The sequence below is a fragment of the Polynucleobacter kasalickyi genome (assembly GCF_900176405.1).
GTDB lineage: Bacteria > Pseudomonadota > Gammaproteobacteria > Burkholderiales > Burkholderiaceae > Polynucleobacter > Polynucleobacter kasalickyi.
Window position 1 is genome coordinate 260,736 of sequence record NZ_FWXJ01000001.1, and the last position, 17,569, is coordinate 278,304.

Below are 17,569 nucleotides of genomic sequence, written 5' to 3' on the forward strand. Positions count from 1 at the left end.
GTCTGTAGTAATAGAATTATTTTTCGTATTTTTTCAAAAGTGCACGTGCTTCTTCTAGTAATTTTGCACCGTCTGCACCTTTCGCATTCGCTTCTTTGACCCAGTCATCATCAACGTTATCACTCGCTTTTTTCCAACGTTCGAGTTCTGCGGGCGCTAAGGATGCAACTGTATTACCGCGATCTTTTGCCATTTTACTAAACGGTTCAACAATCGCATCAAAGCCTGTAGCACCTGCCCAAGCTGAAGTGGCGAGCCCACTATTATTGTCGATGACTTTTTTCAACGCCGGCGTGAGACTCTCATATTTTGCTTGATTCATACCAAACAGAAAAATCGAATTCGAGAAACGTGGGCCACCTGCAGGAGCATCTAAATGGTACTTTACAATTTCATGAATCTTCGTGGCCGGCACACCTTCCCAAGGTACCATCGCAGCATCAATGACCCCTTTAGAAATGGAGTCAGCTACGTTAGGTAAAGGCATTTGGACGGGGGTAGCACCTAAGGAGGCGATTAATTTTGCATTAATACGGGTGGCACTCCGAATCTTGAGGCCTTTTAAGTCTTCTAAAGTCTTCACTTGTTTATTTGAGTGGAGAACGTAGCCTTCCGTGGTATGCATGAATAAAGGCTTAATCCCTTTATATTCATCCATGGCATTTTTCTGTACATACTCCCATAGCGCTTGTGAACCTTGCTTTGCACTCGCCGTTAAAAAAGGTAATTCAAAAACTTCCGACTTGGTGAAACGACCAGCCGCATAGGTTGGAATGACCCAAACGATATCGACCACACCATCTTTTACTTGATCGACGAGTTGTGGGGGAGTCCCACCTAATTGCATAGAAGGGTAAATTTGACAGACCATTTCACCACTTGATTCCTTGGCAATTTTTTCACACCAAGGTTGAATCACGCGTACGTTAAAACTAGAAGCTGCTGGTAAAAAGTGATGAACTTTTAAGGTCACCACGGCATTCGCGGAAGATACACTTAAACCTGCAAATAAGGTTGCGAGCAAAATGCTAATTTTTTTCATAAATACCCTTCAATTCAATTAAGTTAATCGGTGAACCAACCACAAAGTAATACCAGGAAACGCTATTAATAAAACCATTCTAATGGCATCTGAAATTAAAAAAGGAATGACGCCTTTGTAAGTTTCAGACATCGGGACATCTTTGGCTAAACCATTCATAATATAAACGTTTAATCCTACAGGTGGAAAGATCATCCCAATTTCACAAACCATTAAGATTAAGACCCCAAACCAAAGTGCTTTATCAGAAGGGGGCAGACCAAAAAAATCAAGTCCAATAATGACCGGGAAAATGACCGGAACCGTTAATAAAATCATGGACATTTCATCCATAACGCAACCAAGTATGACATAAAATAGCATGATCGCAAACATTACAGCCACTGGGGATATATGGGCATTCGCGACATAACTGGCTAGTTCATTGGGGAGCTGGGATAGTGCTAAACAAGCATTCATCATGTCAGCGCCAATGAAGATCATGAAAATCATGCCACTCGTCTGGGCAGTTGATAACAGACTTTTCTTTAACACTGGAACACTCATGTTTCCTCGGATCGTGGCAATCAAAAAGGTCATCGCAGTGCCAATCGAAGCGCCCTCCGTGGGAGTAAAGATGCCTCCGTAAATGCCGCCAAATACTAAGGTGAAAATCAATCCTATCGGCCAAACGTTTTTGGCTGCGGCGAGGAATTCTTGACGGGTCGGTTTAGAAGGAGCTGGCGCATGTTCTGGGTAAATACGCACATAGACAGCAATCGCTAATAGGTAACCAATCGCTGCTAATAATGCCGGCGCATAAGCAGCTAAAAACATCTTGGTGATATTTTGTTCTGTAATGATGGCGTAGATCATCAAGGTGACTGATGGGGGTAATAAGATGCCCATCGTACCGCCAGTCGCTAAGGCTGCTGTGGCTAATCGGCCGGAGTAGTTGAGTTTACGCATCTCCGGATAAGCTACCTGAGCGATGGTGGCAGTAGTTGCCACCGAGGAGCCTGAGATGGAACCAAATGCAGCACAAGCGAGTACTCCTGCCATCGCCATACCACCTTTGAATCGTCCTAAGATCGCATTCGAAAATTCAAATAATGCCTTGGATAGTCCGCCATGCATGGCAAAAGCACCCATCAGCATAAATAAAGGAATCACGGACAGATCATAGACCGAAAGTCTGGCATAGACCGCACCCTTTAAATGGTTTAAAAGAGCCAAGTCACTAGCAATCATCATATAGCCAAGAGCGCCAGGAATGAACATTGACAAGCCAATCGGAATCCGAATTGCCATCAGTCCTAGCATCATGATAAAAACACCAATGCCAATATTTAAATTACTCATACTGACTCCGGGTTTTTAGAAAATAATAATTGAATCGATTGGGCAAAACTGACCAAAGCCGTCAATGTAAAGCCAGGGACCATGAGTAGATAAGGAATCCAAACTGGGATGCTCATTAACATGGATGTTTCCCCATTTTCTTTGTTTACTAAGCCGCCAACTGCCAAGCGCCATGCTAGAAGACTGAAACAAAGGCCAATCAAAAGAGTGCCAAAACCATCTAAAAATTGCTTCGTGTTATCAGAGCATTTATCCGTGAAAAAATCGACAATAATATTAGCACGTTGGTATTGCGTGTAGGGTAAAAAACACGCTACACAAACAGCGCAACCTAACTGTACGAGTTCAATATCACCTTGGATTGGGGATGAAAAAAAAGCCCGACCAATCACGCTAGCTAAGGTCATGAGTGCTAAGGCTACCAATATGAGACCGCCGAAGATGGCACTGATCTGACACAGTTTGCCCAATAATTTAAGTACTTGAGAGTTTGAAGTAGTCATAAAGAAGAACATTGATTAATAATCCAAGATGCACATCGAAAACAACGAGACGCGACGTGCACCCAGGGCTCAGAAAAACTATAGCGACTTTTGTTACTGCTCAGTATCAACTTCTGACTGACTGACTGCGTTATAACGACTGCCATGGACGGGGATCGTATTCAAAACATGATTCAACTTTGCTAGCACTTCTGGAGTTAAACGTATTTGATCAGCGTCAATATCTTCTTGTAAATGGTCAATTCGAGTGGTACCTGGAATGGGGATAATATCTTGCCCTAATTGCAGTAACCAAGCTAAACCTAATTGCGCGATTGTGCAACCTTGTTCTTTCGCGACTGCCTGCAGTGCTTCGAAGAAGACCATGTTTTTAGAAAAATTCTCCGGCTGAAAACGTGGCATGCTACGACGAATATCTTTTTCTGCAAAGTTGGCAATATCTAGGGGAGAGGCGTTGAAATATCCTCGACCTATAGGGCTAAAAGCGACGAAGGCAATATCTAGCTCACGACAGGTTGGCAACACTGCGATTTCAGGATTTCGGGTCCAAAGCGAGTACTCTGTTTGGACGGCGCTTAGTGGATGAACTGCATGCGCTTTTCTAATGGTTGCTCCTGAAACTTCTGATAAGCCGATTTTTTGTATCTTACCTTCTTTAACTAAGTCACCGAGCGTGCCAACGGCGTCTTCAATTGGCACTTGTTTATCCCAACGATGCAGATAATATAAATCAATCACATCGGTCTTCAGTCGTTGGAGGCTGCCTTCGCAATCTCTACGGATAGAAGCTGGACGACTATCAATCACGCGCTTTCCTTCTGCCGGACCAACCCCACCTTTACTGGCCAACACAATATGGTTACGATGCGTTTTTATGAAATCACTTCCCATGAGCGTTTCGTTGTGACCTAAGCCATATAAAGCAGCAGTATCAAAAAAATTAATGCCACGATCATAGGCCTCGTAGAGTAATTTAGTCGCATCTTTTTCGGCTGGAGGCGTACCATAAGCATGACTCAGATTCATACAGCCAAGCCCAATCGACGTTACTGAGAAAGGACCTATTTTGCGTTTGGAAAGTGTTGAATTCGTCATGTTAGTCTCTCATGTTTTATTTAAGTTGTAATTCGAGTTCATGCATTACTTCATAGCAGGGGAGTACTTGGGCAACACTGGCATTCGGCTCACGACCTTCGCGAATAGCAGCAAAAAACTCACGATCCTGAATTTCAATACCGTTCATGGAGACATCTACTTTGCTGACATCGATGGCTTGTTCTTTGCCGTCAAATAGATCATCGTAGCGCGCAATATACGTTGCCTTGTCACCAATATAACGGAAGTAGGTACCAAGTGGACCATCGTTATTAAAGGAAAGACTTAAGGTACAAATCGCACCATTGGCCGCTTTGAGTTGAATCGACATATCCATCGCAATCCCTAGAGTTGGATGAATCGGCCCTTGGATGGCATTCGCCTTGACGATGGGACTGCCACACTGATAACTAAATAAATCGATTGTATGGGCCGCGTGATGCCATAGTAAATGATCGGTCCAACTTCTAGGTTGACCCAGCGCATTCATATTCGTACGACGGAAGAAAAAGGTTTGCACATCCATTTGTTGGATATTAAATTCGTTAGCAACGATTTTTCTATGAATATACTGATGACTGGGGTTAAAGCGCCGCGTATGTCCTACCATCGCCACTTTACCGGTTTCTTGTTGTAAGCGAACTAATTCTTTCGCATCAGCAAGTGAATCAGCCATCGGGATTTCTACTTCCACATGTTTACCAGCTCTCAAACAGGCCATTGCTTGAGCGGCGTGCATCTGCGTCGGAGTACATAAAATAACGGCGTCAACTTCTTGAATAGCGAGACTATCGGCTAGATTCGTTGTCACATGAGGGATCTTGTATTTGTCAGCAATTTCTTGAGTCTTGCCAAGTTCACGACCGACTAAGGAAATCACTTCAACCCCATCAATGAGTTGGATCGCATCTAAATGTTTATTTCCAAACGCGCCAGCTCCAGCTAATGCAACTTTCATACTATACATTCTCCAAAATAATATGACCCACCGCCGTATTCGAGGCTGGGACATGATAGTGACGATGAACTTCTTTTAAATCTTGATTGAGTGCGCCGCGCATAATCAACCACATGACGAGCTCTATCCCTTCGGAACCGGCTTCTTGTACATAGGTCAAGTGCGATATTTTTGCTAAAGCATCTGGGTCTTGGGTTAAGCCATCTAAAAAGGCTTTATCAAATGCTGAATTAATGAAGCCCGCACGTGGTCCCTGTAATTGATGGGACATACCACCCGTGCCCATGATGACGATTCGCTCATTGGACTCAAAAGATTCAACGGCTCGCTGGATGGCTTTACCTAAGTTATAACAACGGTTTCCTGTTGGTGGCGGGTACTGTACGACATTGACAGCTAGGGGAATGACTTTACACGGCCACTCGGTTGGTTGCCCAAACATTAAAGACAGAGGGACTGTTAAACCATGATCAACATCCATCTTATTAATGATGGTCATATCAAACTCATCTAAGATGGTACTTTGGGCGATATGCCATGCGAGTTCAGGGTAACCATGTACTACGGGCACTGGTCTTGGTCCCCAGCCTTCATCTGCAGGGGCAAATTGATCAGCACAACCAATCGCAAAAGTAGGAATCATTTCTAAGGAAAATGCTGAAGCATGATCGTTATAAATCAAAATGATGGCATCAGGTTTGGTTTCTTTAAACCATTCTTTCGCTTTTTCATATCCTTTAAAAACAGGTTGCCAGTAAGGTTCTTCTGTTTTACCTAAATCAAGTGCTGCGCCAACCGCTGGGATATGAGAAGTAGCTACACCTGCAATAATTTTCGCCATTTTATTTCTCCACCGGGCCAATTGGCATTGTTGGGTTTCTACCACCCTGAATCATCATATTGCGATAATCATCTTCTGGCATCCCTGTCATCAAGGAAGCGAGCTTTTGAAAGGAGTGACCATCGGTGGCCCCAATTTTTGCCAAAAAGTAAATATTGCCCCCAAGACCAATCATTTTGTTGTAGTCCCTGTCTAAGACAGCCTGATGCTGCACTGGGCTCATCGGGAATCGATTCAAATAAGCCACTTCATCGGCTTTAAATGCCTGACGATTTTCATTTTTCATGAGTGACATCGCAAACATATTGAGATGGTAGCCAAGCCGCGACTGGGTGGCATCAAAAATCACAGTACCTGGGATTTTTTTAAACGCGTCGTAATAATTTTCCATTAAATTCCCCAATACAGCCTGTTTGGATTGTCTACTAGTAACTTTTGCTGTAGGGCAGCTGTTGGCGCAATATTCGGAATCCAATCAACGAGCAAGCCATCATCCGGCATATGATCTTTTAAATTAGGATGCGGCCAATCAGTACCGGTTAAAACACGGTCCGGAAATAACTCGACAATTTTTCTGGCAAAAGGAATTACATCTTGATAAGGGTGTGGTTCTCCATGGAGAGCTTTCGGACCAGTGACTGAAAGTCTTTCTGGACACGTGACTTTGCTCCAAATATTACTGTGTTCAGTCATTAATTGAATGAATAAGGAAAATTCTGGTCCATCCACTGCTTGACTCACATCAGGTCTACCCATGTGATCAACCACCACAATCGTTGGTAGCGCCGTAAAAAAATCCCAAAGTTCTGGTAAATCAACGGCTTCAAAATAAATCACAATATGCCAACCGAGTTGCTTGATGCGATGGGCAATTTCTAATAATTCATCTTTTGGCGTGAAATCAACTAAACGTTTGACGAAATTAAACCTGACACCTCGGACACCTGCGTCATGTAATTCTTGCAGTTGTTCGTCGGTGATGTTACGTTTGATAGTAGCGACACCTCGAGCTAGGCCGTTACTATGGGTTAGAGCATCCACCAGAGCACTGTTATCTGCACCATGACAGGTAGCCTGAACAATCACATTTTTAGTAAAACCTAAATGATCACGCAAGGCAAATAATTGATCTTTGCTGGCATCACAAGGCGTATATTTGCGCTCAGGGGCATATGGGAATAGGTGGCCAGGACCAAATACATGACAATGAGAGTCGACACTCCCCAAAGGAAGTTGAAATTTTGGTTTGCTAGGACCTTGATACCAATCAAGCCAGCCTGGAGTTTTTTCAAATGTAGTCATCTTTAATCCACGTAGCGTAAGCCAGCTTTCGCTAATTTTTCACGCATGTTATACATGTCTAGACCGAGTTCACCACTGGCTAGACGCTGACGTTTTTCAGCTTCATTACTTTCCCGCTTGGCTGATGCATCCGCTGCTTCTAAAGCGAGGTGAGCAGGCACCACTACCACACCATCATCATCGGCAATAATGACATCACCTGGATTGACGAGGGCGCCAGCACAAACAACCGGCACATTGACGGAGCCAACCGTTTCTTTCACAGTCCCCTTGGCACTAATCGCCTTACTAAATACTGGAAATTGCATTGTTGTTAAATCTTTGATATCACGCACGCCAGCATCAATGATTAAACCTTTTGCACCTCTTGCTTTAAAAGAAGTCGCGAGTAAATCACCAAAAAATCCATCGGTATTATCTGCTGTGCATGCAGCAACTACCACGTCCCCTGGTTGAATTTGTTCTGCCACCACATGCATCATCCAATTATCACCAGGATGCAGTAAGACAGTCACGGCCGTACCGCACATATGCGCTCCGGTATAAATGGGACGCATATAAGTATGCATTAACCCCACTCGTCCCATTGCTTCATGAATGGTGGCAACACCAAAGTGACTGAGGCGTGCAACTTGCAGAGGATCTGCTCTTGGTACTTTACGATTTACAATTCCGAATGCTTGCATGGTAACTTCCTTTATGTTCTTAATGAGTTATAGACCTTTATTGGTGAGCGCTCGATCTAGCCTTGGGTATACATGACGAGCATTTTTCTCATAAATTTGGAGACGTTCAGGTGCAGTAAGAATGTTACTGGACTCAATGTAACGTTTGGTGTCGTCAAAATAATTACCGGTTTCTGGATCAATCCCACGAACGGCACCAATCATTTCAGAAGCAAATAAAATATTTTTTACAGGGATTACGGTGGTCAGTAAATCAATCCCTGGTTGGTGATAAACACAAGTATCAAAGAAAATATTATTTAATAAATGCTCATCTAATAGTGGTTTCTTTAACTCTTGAGCGAGCCCCCTAAATCTTCCCCAATGATATGGAACAGCTCCACCACCGTGGGGAATTAGAAATTTTAAAGTCGGAAAATCTTTGAATAAATCAGACGTCAGACACTGCATAAATGCAGTCGTATCTGCATTCAAGTAATGGGCACCGGTAGTGTGAAAGCAGGCATTGCAACTGGTACTGACATGAATCATGGCAGGAATTTCATATTCCACCATTTTTTCGTAAATTGGGTACCAATGTTTGTCAGATAATGGCGGTTCACGCCAATGTCCACCAGATGGATCCGGGTTGAGGTTGATACCTACCATGCCAAATTCTTTTACGCACTTTTCTAATTCGGGAATACTGGTTCTCGGATCCACGCCAGGCGACTGGGGAAGCATCGCTGCCCCAATAAAATAATCTGGGAAAAGTGTGGCAACTCTGGCGCACAATTCATTACAAATTGCAGCCCAAGTTGCTGAGGTGTTGAAGTCGCCAATGTGATGCGCCATAAAGCTTGCACGTGGTGAAAAAATGGTTAGATCACTGCCGCGCTCTTTCATTTTTGCCAATTGATTTTTTTCGATGGATTCAATTAACTCGTCATCAGAAATTTTTAAAGCACTAACTTTAGGGCCTAATTCAGGCGTTGTTAAGTTAGCAATCTGTTGGTTACGCCAATCTTCAAGTGCTTTCGGAGCCGTAGTGTAATGGCCATGACAATCAATAATCATATTTTGTCCAGAGATAGTAAAAGAGGTTTAAAGGTTAAAAGAGTTTGGATAGATGGGAAGGAACCATCACTTCACCTCGCATAATCAAGCGAGCTGTACGAAGTAAGGCCGCTTGGGTCACATTTTGCGGATTATTTGGATCTAAAGCGAGTTCAACACTAAATTCGCCAGTAGGGTGTTCGACAGAAACGGTTTTTGCAATCCCTTCGCCTAGTGAACAGATACCATCGCATACGGAACCTTCCATTACACAGGCTGTCGCCACCGTCACTGCTGCAAGGACACCAATCGCATCATGGCAGACGTGTGGAATGAAACACCTTGTCGTAACACTACCGCCAGCGTTCGGTTTAGCCACTAAGCACATTTTTGGGAAGGTATTGTTCGTCACATCACCTAGTCCCATTAAGTGTCCTGCTTTAATTCGAAGTGTTTCAATCCGCGCCTTTAACTCCACGTCAGCGTTCATTTCAGCAACCGACTCATAGCCTGTTCGACCTACATCCTCGGCCTTGAATAAGACCATCGGCATACCATTGTCGATACAAGTGATTTCTAAGTCATCAATCACATCTAAGATCTTACCCGTGGGTAATAAACCGCTACACACTGATCCTGCAGTATCTAGGAAGTTGATTTTTATCGGTGCAGAGGTGCCAGGTACGCCATCAATATTGGCGGCGCCCTCGTATTCAATTAGGCCATTTGGCGTTTGTACTGTAACGTCGCATTGCATATCGGTATTGAGTGTCAGGACTCTTGCCGTAGTTGTCCCAGGTTGCGCTTGAATCAGCCCGCGCTCAATGGCAAATGGCACAACCGCTGCCAGCATATTGCCGCAATTAGGCGTGGTATCAACGAATGCTTTATCAATGACTACTTGCGCAAATAAAAAGTTTAAATCGACACCGGGCAATGTACCTCGACTGACAATTCCCACTTTACTGGTGAGCGGGTTTGCCCCCCCCATCCCATCAATCTGTCGACGGTCAGGGGATCCCATCACTGCTAACAGCACTTGATCTCTACTAGGAATATCTTGGGGTAAATCTTCCGCCAAGAAAAAAGGACCTCTAGAAGTGCCCCCGCGCATAAATAAGGTAGGTATTGATTTTTGCATTAAATAAGCTCTTTAAGTACGGTCAACAAATATTGTATGGAATTCCCACAATGGTAATGGGGGTTAATTAGATTTTCGTCAATTATTGTTTCGGAATATGCGCCTTGTCGATCACCATTGACCACCTTTTAATGTCATTTTCTAATAGATTTTTTAATTCTTTTGGCGTTGATCCTTGTGATTCGACATAAATCTCATCCAATTTTGCTTTGACTTCAGGATCTTTCACCACCTCATTGATGGCTTGATTTAAGGAAGTAATAATTTTTTCAGGAGTTTTTGCTGGAGCTGCTATCGCATTCCAAGAGGACGCGGCGTATTCTTTAATGCCTGATTGCTCAATCGTTGGGGTTTCAGGGAAAAAGGCAGAACGTTTTCTACTGGAGACGGCCAATAGTCTGACTGCGTTCGACTTGACCTGAGGAACCATCGGACCGAGGATTTCTAATGCACCATCTACTTGCCCACCACGCAATGCAGTGACCACGGCAGGAGTGCCATTAAAAGGGACCACTTGAATATCAAGCCCACCTAAATTTTTAAAGAGCTCGGTGGAAAGATGCTGAGTACTACCGATATTAATGGAGGCAAGATTCATTTTGCCAGGATGGGCTTTGGTCGCAGCGATGAACTCTGGTAAAGTTTTATAAGGTGATGACTGGTTCACAAAGAACCCGATATCGAAGTACCCTAAAGTAGAAATTGGTTCAAAGTCTTTCACTGGATCAAAAGGTAATTTTTGGAAGATGGCAGAACTAACAGCTGTACCGTTTGACATTAAAAGCAAGGTATATCCATCGGGTTCGGATTTTGCCACCATTTCGCCAGCTACAATACCACCTGCGCTAGGACGGTTTTCAATCACGACGGATTGGCCTAATTTGACGCTTAATTTTTGACCGACAACGCGTGCGGTTAAGTCCGCAATCCCACCAGGACCAAAAGGTACCACGATCTTAATCGGTTTGAGCGGATAGCCAATAGTGCTATTTTGAGCGCTACTGAATAAACAAAAGGTGCTTAAGTAACTAAATAAGAAGAGTTTAAGTAATTTTTTCATTCGACTAATATAAACCAAAATGCACTATAAATACTAATAATGAGGCACTTCTAACGAAGGAATCAGTGAGCTATTTAGGTACTACTTGGCTAGAAAATAAAACCATATTCCGCGTTAAGTGGTACTGGTCATCATTACGAAGTGTCCAAAGATCCAACTCTAAACGACTAGCTAATGGATTGAGATAAGCATTATTTTTTCTGAGTTCAAAATGGAGGTGAGGGCCGGTTGAACGCCCTGTTGAGCCTACATAACCAATTTCTAAACCGCGGCGAACTTCACTGCCAACCACTAGCTCAGGATTGTAAGAGCTTAAATGGGCATAGTAGGTTTTGTAATTCCCCTCATGTTCAAGAATCACTAGGTTGCCGTAGGCGGGGTAGGGGCCATAATGAATAATCTTTCCATTCGCAACCGCATAAATTGGCGTGCCAATAGGCGCAGCAAAATCGATACCTTGGTGACTCGCTGAGTAAGTGTAATTTTGGGTCACAACAGAATTTGCATTGCCTTTTTTGACTTGTTTTGACTTCGATAAAACAATCGACGAACGTCCAACACCTCTTGAGATCCGCGTGTAATTTAATGGGCTAATCCAAAAATTTTGTTCTAATTCAGTGCCACTCGACGTGAAAAAGCCCCCAGGTAAACCATCTCGATCGACCCAAAAGGCATCAGCAACAACGGTTTTATTGACAGCATCTAATATTTCTAAACTCACTACTTGTGCCCAGTTATTTTTATCCCCGGCGTTGTAGATAATCCGAGCTAAATAACGCTCATTGTTGTTCACCTTTGAGTAGAGCTCTTTAATCAATGAGCTAATTTCCCAAATCAACTCTGGGGGTATGGAGGAGTTTGCTTGATTTGATTTATAAACGATGAGGTCGTTTAAATCTAAAACAACTTCGAGATAATTTTCAAAACCACTATTTAAATTCTGTGATTCAACGAGATAAACAAATGACGTCTCAGACCTATGAATGGTGGTCATGGTCGAATTGGCGTCTCTTTTGTCATTATTAACAATAGAAAGCGATTGTATTTTTCCAAAACTATCTAAAGCGATAGCAAAGGGTAGGCATTTTCCAGTGGTTGCGTTAAAAAAATTCGGCAACTGAAAATTGAAATTACTTTCAAAATTACTATCCTGAAGATTGATGGACTCTAAAAAATTTCGGATACTTGAGGCCTTGGCGGCACAACCTTGCCGAATGAGCGCTAGTGAATCTAATTTGGATTGAGGTTTGACAACCTCAGGGGTGGGCATTTGTAAGATATTTTCTAAAATATTAGGGGTGGGTAATGGTTCCCCATTCACACTGACAATGTTTTGGAAATTTAAGCGATCATATGACTTGAGAAATCCGGAGCCATTGCTACCTCTGGGCTTCAGTTGCACGCCAGATGAATTATTGCTAGGTTTGTTAGAAGCGCTTTTTTTTGATTTTTTCTCACTGGCACCAGAATCCTTTTTTACAACAGGTGCGTTTGTAGAAACTTTCTTTTCGGCAGCAAATACATTTACTGAAGAGAAAATCATACAAACTGTCAAAAAAATATTACTTAAAGTAATACGTGAAAAAAAAGTCAATTCAAAGTCCTTATAGAGTCCATCATGATCTGATCGAATAGCGCCTATCCTTTTAACTTTATCGATTAGTTTTATTCTTTAGGAGGGATAGGATACCAAATAGAAGCCCTCGATTGAAAAAATCAACCTTCATAGTACTCTTTAGACTCGGCATTTACCCTAGTAATAACACCTATACACCCTATTTTATTGAGGATAAGTTATTTTTTTTCAATCACTTATGTAAAAATGGAAGGGGAAATTTAAATATTTTTCGGTAACTAAAAATGCAGTCTAGTGAGTTGCTTCGAAAATACCTTCCGAGGCATCATTTGACGAAGGTTTTTTGTAGTAGAGATTCAGGATGAAAAGGCCAAGGGCTGTATGGTTGTCAAAAATATTGAGTAAGTATTTACAAGATATTAATTTTGTTATGTTATTTTTATTCTATTAACGAAGGAGATCTGCTCATGAAATATTTAATTGCTACTTTATTTTTATTCTCATTGTCTTACGCTCAAGCTGAGGAATCTTGCACTTCTCGGGCCGCAGAAAAGAAATTAGCCGGAGCTGCCAAGGCCAGCTTTATGAAAAAGTGCGAAAAAGATGCTCGTGCGGCATGTGAGGTTGATGATATTAGTAAAAGAACCAATGGTGCGGCCAAAGAAGCGCACATTAAGAAATGCGTTAGGGAATCCGTTGGCGAGTAATTTGAGGTGCTCTAGGTTTTCTTCGAAGGACCTTTATGCTTGCTAAGCTTCGTGCATACTCAAGATATACGCCTTGGTGGTTGTGTATCTTGTCCGCGCTTCTGATTGTTAGTCGGCTATCCTTAGAAGCTTCTTTACCTACCTGGCTTTTTGCAGTTTTTTTCATTTGGATGAGTTTTTTAGGTTTATCCGATGTACTCCAAAAAAATCATGCCATTTTAAGAAATTACCCAGTTTCAGGCCATCTTCGCTTCTTATTTGAAACCTTTCGCCCTGAAATTAGGCAGTATTTATTGGAGTCAGATACAGAAAAACTCCCCTTTTCCAGGAATGAAAGGGCTCTTGTTTACCAAAGAGCAAAGGGCGCCTCGGATAAAAGGCCTCTCGGTACCATTGAGGATGTTTATAAAAGTGGCGCTGAGTGGTTAGCTCATACCGCAAATCCTACTGGTCATATAGCACCTAATGCGCTTCGTACCCTAGTGGGGGGTAAAGATTGCACGCAACCTTACGCTATCTCCGTCTTTAATGTTTCAGCGATGAGTTTTGGAGCTTTATCGGCTAATGCCATTATGGCTCTGAATAAAGGCGCACAGATGGGCGGATTTGCCCATGATACTGGTGAAGGCTCAGTATCTGCATACCATCGCAAACATGGCGGAGATTTAATTTGGGAGTTAGGTTCTGGATATTTTGGTTGTAGAACAGCAGAGGGCACTTTTGATCGAGATTTATTTGCTAAGGTTGCCAATGATCCTCAAATTAAGATGATTGAAATTAAAATGTCGCAGGGCGCTAAACCAGGTCATGGCGGTGTTTTACCTGCTGCTAAAATTACTCCTGAGATAGCGATCACGAGAGGTATTCCCCTCGGTCAGGATTGTGTTTCTCCTGCGGCCCATTCGGCATTTAGGAATCCTCTGGAATTAATGTACTTCATTGCCGAGTTAAGACAGTTGTCGAATGGTAAACCAATTGGTTTCAAATTATGTATCGGCAAGCTTCGAGAGTGGTTTGCTTTGGTAAAAGCAATGATGGAAACGGGCATTACGCCAGATTTCATCGTAATTGATGGCAGTGAAGGTGGTACGGGTGCTGCGCCAGTGGAGTTTGTGGATCATGTTGGAACCCCAATGCGAGATGGCTTGCGTTTGGTCCATGCGACCTTAGTGGGTGCTGGCTTGCGCTCGGAAATTAAATTAGGGGCTTCGGGGAAGATTATTTCAGCATTTGATATCACCAGAGCCTGCGCGATTGGGGCTGATTGGTGTAACTCAGCGCGCGGTTTCATGTTTGCTGTGGGTTGTATCCAGTCCAGAACTTGCCATACGGATTTATGTCCCACCGGCGTCGCCACGCAAGACGCCATGCGTCAAAAAGCTTTGGATCCAGAAGACAAAGCACATCGAGTGTTTCATTATCACCAAAATACATTAATTGCCTTAGGCGAATTACTGAGCGCAGCAGGATATCAACATCCTAGTGAATTATCCGCGGAGTCAGTAATTCGGAGAACTGAAAGTGGTAAAGCTGCGCCCCTGAGTCACTCTTTACTGGCATTAGAAGAGGGCGAACTCTTATCTCAAGAAGCGGATTTGCACTTGGACCGTCATTTTGCTGGGTTGGGTAAGTACTGGTTAGAGGCAGACATTCATCAATGGTAAAAAATAGAGTAAACAACAAATGAACTTTAAAACGATCGTAATTATTGTTATCGGCTTTTTGGTCGCCCTAGTCATCGGCCTGACTGTCATCGTACCAGCACCTCCCAAATTCATTCGCATTGCCGCTGGATCTGAAGATAGCTCCAGCTTTGTTACAGCCAATCGGATTAAAAATGAAATTGAAAAATACGGAATCAAGGTTGAGATTATTACTACCAAGGGGAATTTAGAAAATGTTGCGCTATTAGAAAAGCCAAAATCTTCGGTGAGTTTAGCGATTATTCAGTCGGGAACTTTTAAGCAGGTCGAGCATCCAGAACTAGAGTCAATCGCTAATTTATATTTAACACCACTGCTCGCTATTTATCGTAAAGATGCTTTCCAAAAACAACCGGAGTTTATGCGCGATTTTGTAGGTAAAAACATATCGATTGGTCCGGCTGAAGGGAATGCGAGTTTATTATTTCGTCAACTCACTGAACTGAGCGCTGCTAAGGGAAAATTTGTGACTGGCGTACAAAAAGATTACGACATCTTAAAGTCCTTACAAGCCCTAGAAAGAAAACAAATTGATGTCCTTTTTGTTGTTGAGCGACCCGATGAAGAGGAGGAGTTATTGGCGGCCTTGAAAAATCCTAATTTTGGAATTTTTAATTTAACAAAAGCTTTTGCTTATCCAAGTCGAATTAAGACTTCAAAAGTAATTGAAATACCTAGAGCAACTTTTAGCTTACAGAATAATATTCCACCGAATGATATAAGAACGATTGGTGTGAGCGCAGAGTTAGTTGCGCAAAAGGGGATTAACCCTGCCATCACAGGCTTGCTGTTAGATATCATTGCCAGAACAGAGTCTCCGCGTAGTATTTTGCAAAAAGAAAAAGAATACCCGAACGATCGAGAGTTATCTTTTGAGCAAAATGAAGATTCAGTAAGGTATTTTAAAAATGGTCCATCGTTTCTCAATAAGTACCTACCATTTTGGGTGGCCGTATGGGGCGATAGACTCCTTAAAATTTTAATTCCTATCCTGGCGGTCTTAATTCCAGTGATTAATTTTTACCCTCAAATTGTGGCGTTTAGAACGAAGCAAAAACTACATGCGATTTATAAGGAGCTACATCAAATCGAGCATGATGTCGAAATGCATCACGACAAGTTGTCACTCACTGAACGTTTAATTTCTGTTGAAATGAAGGCAACCCAATTACATTTACCAGAACTGGATACGAAAAGTATTTTTGACCTAAGGGAAAATATTCAGTTTGTCAAAGCGCAATTACTGTAATTATTCAGAAGCGATAAAAGGAAAAAATTACAATGAAAGAATTAGCATCTCCAAAAAGATTAATCATCTTTATTTTATTTATTATCGCTAGTGCTAGTATTATTTTGCATTTGTATTTCCCTACACCACCCAAGAAAATTATTATTGCAACTGGGGGTGAGAAAGGCGCTTATTATGCAATGGGGCAAGAGATCAAACGTCGTTTGGCGGATAGTGGGATCACCGTTGAAGTGCGAAAGACGCAAGGCTCAGTTGAAAACCTAGAGTTACTCAATGATCCTACTAGCGGGGTAGATATTGCCATCGTTCAATCAGGGATTAGTAATGCAAAAGAAAGACCTAATCTTGAGTCATTAACCGGTCTTTTTTATGAACCTGTTTGGGTAGCTTTCCAGCCGAAAGCATTTCCAAAAGGAACGCCGTCATCAATCGCTGAGATTAAAGACAAAAGAATCGGTATTGCTCTGGTTGGCAGTGGTACAAGAAAAATTACTGATCAAATTTTTGAGCTGAATGGCGTTAGTACTAAGAGTCCTAATTTTTTTGCTGCTGACCCAGAGTCGTTATTTAATAAATTACAAGCACATGAATTAGATGTCGCCATTTTTGTTTATAAAGCAGAGGCACCCTTTATAGGTAAAGTATTTAAAGACCATGATATTAAATTTATGTCGTTTGGTGAGGCTTATGGCTATTTACAAGCAATGCCTAGCTTGACAGTGATTAATATCCCACGCAGTGTCCTGGATATACCTACAGATACCCCAGAAAAAGAAATTCGAGTGATTTCACCAGTCGCTGAACTCGTCATTAATGAAAGGTTTCACCCTGCAATCACTACTTTATTGATGAATGAAATGAATGATGTGATTAACGATCCAACCATTGTTGCGGTAGAAAATACTTTTCCAAATGTTAATCATTTAAGTTTTAAAGTGAATGAGGACGCTGAAGAGTATGTTAAAAACGGCCTCTCGATCGTTGATCAGTATTTACCGTTTTGGGTGGCAGTTTGGTTTGATCGTTTAATCCGAGTGGTATTACCCTTATTGGCTGTTTTATTACCACTTTATAATTTTCTGCCAGGTGTTTTCGAATATTTCGAAAAACAGAAGAAAGCAAGAATTTATATTGAGTTACGTCATCTAGAAAAAGAACTTTCTGAAAATGGCGAAAAAGATTTCATTATTACGCGCTTGAATTTGATTGAAAACAAAGTGATTCAATCTAAATTTGAGGCAGAGGAAATTTTCGATATGCGATCGCATATTGATTTAGTCCGAGAAAAACTAACTGGCCAACTGCCCCTCGCTAAGACTGAACTATAAAG

The 17,569-nt window shown here is 42.2% G+C and carries 17 protein-coding genes; 4 read left to right on the forward strand and 13 right to left on the reverse strand.

Annotated features, from left to right (window positions below; translation table 11 throughout):
* Positions 1-16: 16 nt before the first annotated feature.
* From B8983_RS01230 to B8983_RS01290, 13 genes are all read right to left on the reverse strand, one after another.
* The gene (locus tag B8983_RS01230) at positions 17-1,042 is read right to left on the reverse strand and encodes a TRAP transporter substrate-binding protein (RefSeq protein ID WP_084282036.1); all 1,026 of its coding nucleotides are present in this window, start codon (positions 1,040-1,042) and stop codon (positions 17-19) included.
* 18 nt (positions 1,043-1,060) lie between these two features.
* Positions 1,061-2,383, reverse strand: coding sequence for a TRAP transporter large permease (locus B8983_RS01235; RefSeq protein WP_084282037.1), 1,323 nt, complete (start codon positions 2,381-2,383; stop codon positions 1,061-1,063).
* Positions 2,380-2,886, reverse strand: coding sequence for a TRAP transporter small permease (locus tag B8983_RS01240; RefSeq protein WP_084282038.1), 507 nt, complete (start codon positions 2,884-2,886; stop codon positions 2,380-2,382). Before B8983_RS01240 ends, B8983_RS01235 begins: the two co-directional genes overlap by 4 nt.
* Before the next feature lie 93 nt (positions 2,887-2,979).
* Complete coding sequence (locus B8983_RS01245) at positions 2,980-3,981, reverse strand: aldo/keto reductase (RefSeq protein ID WP_084282039.1); 1,002 nt, start codon at positions 3,979-3,981, stop codon at positions 2,980-2,982.
* Positions 3,982-3,997: 16 nt separating this feature from the next.
* Positions 3,998-4,948 (reverse strand): Gfo/Idh/MocA family oxidoreductase, encoded by a 951-nt coding sequence (locus tag B8983_RS01250; protein WP_084282040.1) that lies wholly within the window; start codon positions 4,946-4,948, stop codon positions 3,998-4,000.
* Entirely contained in the window at positions 4,941-5,780 is an 840-nt protein-coding gene (locus tag B8983_RS01255; RefSeq protein ID WP_084282041.1) for a class III extradiol dioxygenase subunit beta, read from the reverse strand. The genes B8983_RS01250 and B8983_RS01255 overlap by 8 nt, the downstream gene beginning before the upstream one ends.
* Before the next feature lies 1 nt (position 5,781).
* The gene (gene ligA / locus B8983_RS01260; protein ID WP_084282042.1) at positions 5,782-6,171 is read right to left on the reverse strand and encodes a protocatechuate 4,5-dioxygenase subunit alpha; all 390 of its coding nucleotides are present in this window, start codon (positions 6,169-6,171) and stop codon (positions 5,782-5,784) included.
* Entirely contained in the window at positions 6,171-7,082 is a 912-nt protein-coding gene (locus tag B8983_RS01265) for an amidohydrolase family protein (RefSeq protein ID WP_084282043.1), read from the reverse strand. The genes ligA and B8983_RS01265 overlap by 1 nt, the downstream gene beginning before the upstream one ends.
* Before the next feature lie 2 nt (positions 7,083-7,084).
* Positions 7,085-7,768 carry a 4-carboxy-4-hydroxy-2-oxoadipate aldolase/oxaloacetate decarboxylase gene (ligK, locus tag B8983_RS01270; protein WP_084282044.1) on the reverse strand — a complete coding sequence of 228 codons (684 nt, stop codon included), beginning with the start codon at positions 7,766-7,768 and terminating at the stop codon, positions 7,085-7,087.
* A 27-nt stretch (positions 7,769-7,795) separates the two neighbouring features.
* The gene (locus B8983_RS01275; RefSeq protein WP_084282045.1) at positions 7,796-8,824 is read right to left on the reverse strand and encodes an amidohydrolase family protein; all 1,029 of its coding nucleotides are present in this window, start codon (positions 8,822-8,824) and stop codon (positions 7,796-7,798) included.
* Positions 8,825-8,858: 34 nt separating this feature from the next.
* Positions 8,859-9,944, reverse strand: coding sequence for a 4-oxalomesaconate tautomerase (locus B8983_RS01280; protein ID WP_084282046.1), 1,086 nt, complete (start codon positions 9,942-9,944; stop codon positions 8,859-8,861).
* 82 nt (positions 9,945-10,026) lie between these two features.
* The gene (locus tag B8983_RS01285) at positions 10,027-11,004 is read right to left on the reverse strand and encodes a Bug family tripartite tricarboxylate transporter substrate binding protein (protein WP_084282047.1); all 978 of its coding nucleotides are present in this window, start codon (positions 11,002-11,004) and stop codon (positions 10,027-10,029) included.
* A gap of 70 nt (positions 11,005-11,074) precedes the next feature.
* A complete protein-coding gene (locus B8983_RS01290; RefSeq protein WP_143736058.1) occupies positions 11,075-12,598 on the reverse strand; it encodes a M23 family metallopeptidase in 1,524 nt (507 codons plus the stop codon).
* A gap of 449 nt (positions 12,599-13,047) precedes the next feature.
* On the opposite strand from B8983_RS01290, the gene B8983_RS01295 reads away from it, so the two are divergent.
* From B8983_RS01295 to B8983_RS01310, 4 genes are read left to right on the forward strand one after another with little or no spacing between them, the layout of a single operon-like run.
* Positions 13,048-13,287: a hypothetical protein gene (locus tag B8983_RS01295; protein ID WP_084282049.1), complete on the forward strand. Its 240-nt coding sequence runs from the start codon at positions 13,048-13,050 to the stop codon at positions 13,285-13,287.
* A 35-nt stretch (positions 13,288-13,322) separates the two neighbouring features.
* Positions 13,323-14,951, forward strand: a complete 1,629-nt coding sequence (locus tag B8983_RS01300) for an FMN-binding glutamate synthase family protein (protein ID WP_084282050.1) — start codon at positions 13,323-13,325, stop codon at positions 14,949-14,951.
* 19 nt (positions 14,952-14,970) lie between these two features.
* On the forward strand, positions 14,971-16,239 hold the full coding sequence (locus tag B8983_RS01305; protein WP_084282051.1) for a TAXI family TRAP transporter solute-binding subunit: 1,269 nt from the start codon (positions 14,971-14,973) through the stop codon (positions 16,237-16,239).
* Between the two features lie 32 nt (positions 16,240-16,271).
* Entirely contained in the window at positions 16,272-17,567 is a 1,296-nt protein-coding gene (locus tag B8983_RS01310; RefSeq protein WP_084282052.1) for a TAXI family TRAP transporter solute-binding subunit, read from the forward strand.
* Positions 17,568-17,569 lie beyond the last annotated feature (2 nt).

What these genes read in the sequence shown, in the direction of transcription:
- B8983_RS01295 (WP_084282049.1), top strand. Translation starts at nt 13,048, where the DNA reads ATGAAATATTTAATTGCTACTTTATTTTTATTCTCATTGTCTTACGCT.
- ligA (WP_084282042.1), bottom strand. Translation starts at nt 6,171, where the DNA reads ATGGAAAATTATTACGACGCGTTTAAAAAAATCCCAGGTACTGTGATT.
- B8983_RS01230 (WP_084282036.1), bottom strand. Translation starts at nt 1,042, where the DNA reads ATGAAAAAAATTAGCATTTTGCTCGCAACCTTATTTGCAGGTTTAAGT.
- B8983_RS01300 (WP_084282050.1), top strand. Translation starts at nt 13,323, where the DNA reads ATGCTTGCTAAGCTTCGTGCATACTCAAGATATACGCCTTGGTGGTTG.
- B8983_RS01240 (WP_084282038.1), bottom strand. Translation starts at nt 2,886, where the DNA reads ATGACTACTTCAAACTCTCAAGTACTTAAATTATTGGGCAAACTGTGT.
- B8983_RS01310 (WP_084282052.1), top strand. Translation starts at nt 16,272, where the DNA reads ATGAAAGAATTAGCATCTCCAAAAAGATTAATCATCTTTATTTTATTT.
- B8983_RS01245 (WP_084282039.1), bottom strand. Translation starts at nt 3,981, where the DNA reads ATGACGAATTCAACACTTTCCAAACGCAAAATAGGTCCTTTCTCAGTA.
- B8983_RS01235 (WP_084282037.1), bottom strand. Translation starts at nt 2,383, where the DNA reads ATGAGTAATTTAAATATTGGCATTGGTGTTTTTATCATGATGCTAGGA.
- B8983_RS01250 (WP_084282040.1), bottom strand. Translation starts at nt 4,948, where the DNA reads ATGTATAGTATGAAAGTTGCATTAGCTGGAGCTGGCGCGTTTGGAAAT.
- ligK (WP_084282044.1), bottom strand. Translation starts at nt 7,768, where the DNA reads ATGCAAGCATTCGGAATTGTAAATCGTAAAGTACCAAGAGCAGATCCT.
- B8983_RS01275 (WP_084282045.1), bottom strand. Translation starts at nt 8,824, where the DNA reads ATGATTATTGATTGTCATGGCCATTACACTACGGCTCCGAAAGCACTT.
- B8983_RS01285 (WP_084282047.1), bottom strand. Translation starts at nt 11,004, where the DNA reads ATGAAAAAATTACTTAAACTCTTCTTATTTAGTTACTTAAGCACCTTT.
- B8983_RS01255 (WP_084282041.1), bottom strand. Translation starts at nt 5,780, where the DNA reads ATGGCGAAAATTATTGCAGGTGTAGCTACTTCTCATATCCCAGCGGTT.
- B8983_RS01280 (WP_084282046.1), bottom strand. Translation starts at nt 9,944, where the DNA reads ATGCAAAAATCAATACCTACCTTATTTATGCGCGGGGGCACTTCTAGA.
- B8983_RS01265 (WP_084282043.1), bottom strand. Translation starts at nt 7,082, where the DNA reads ATGACTACATTTGAAAAAACTCCAGGCTGGCTTGATTGGTATCAAGGT.
- B8983_RS01305 (WP_084282051.1), top strand. Translation starts at nt 14,971, where the DNA reads ATGAACTTTAAAACGATCGTAATTATTGTTATCGGCTTTTTGGTCGCC.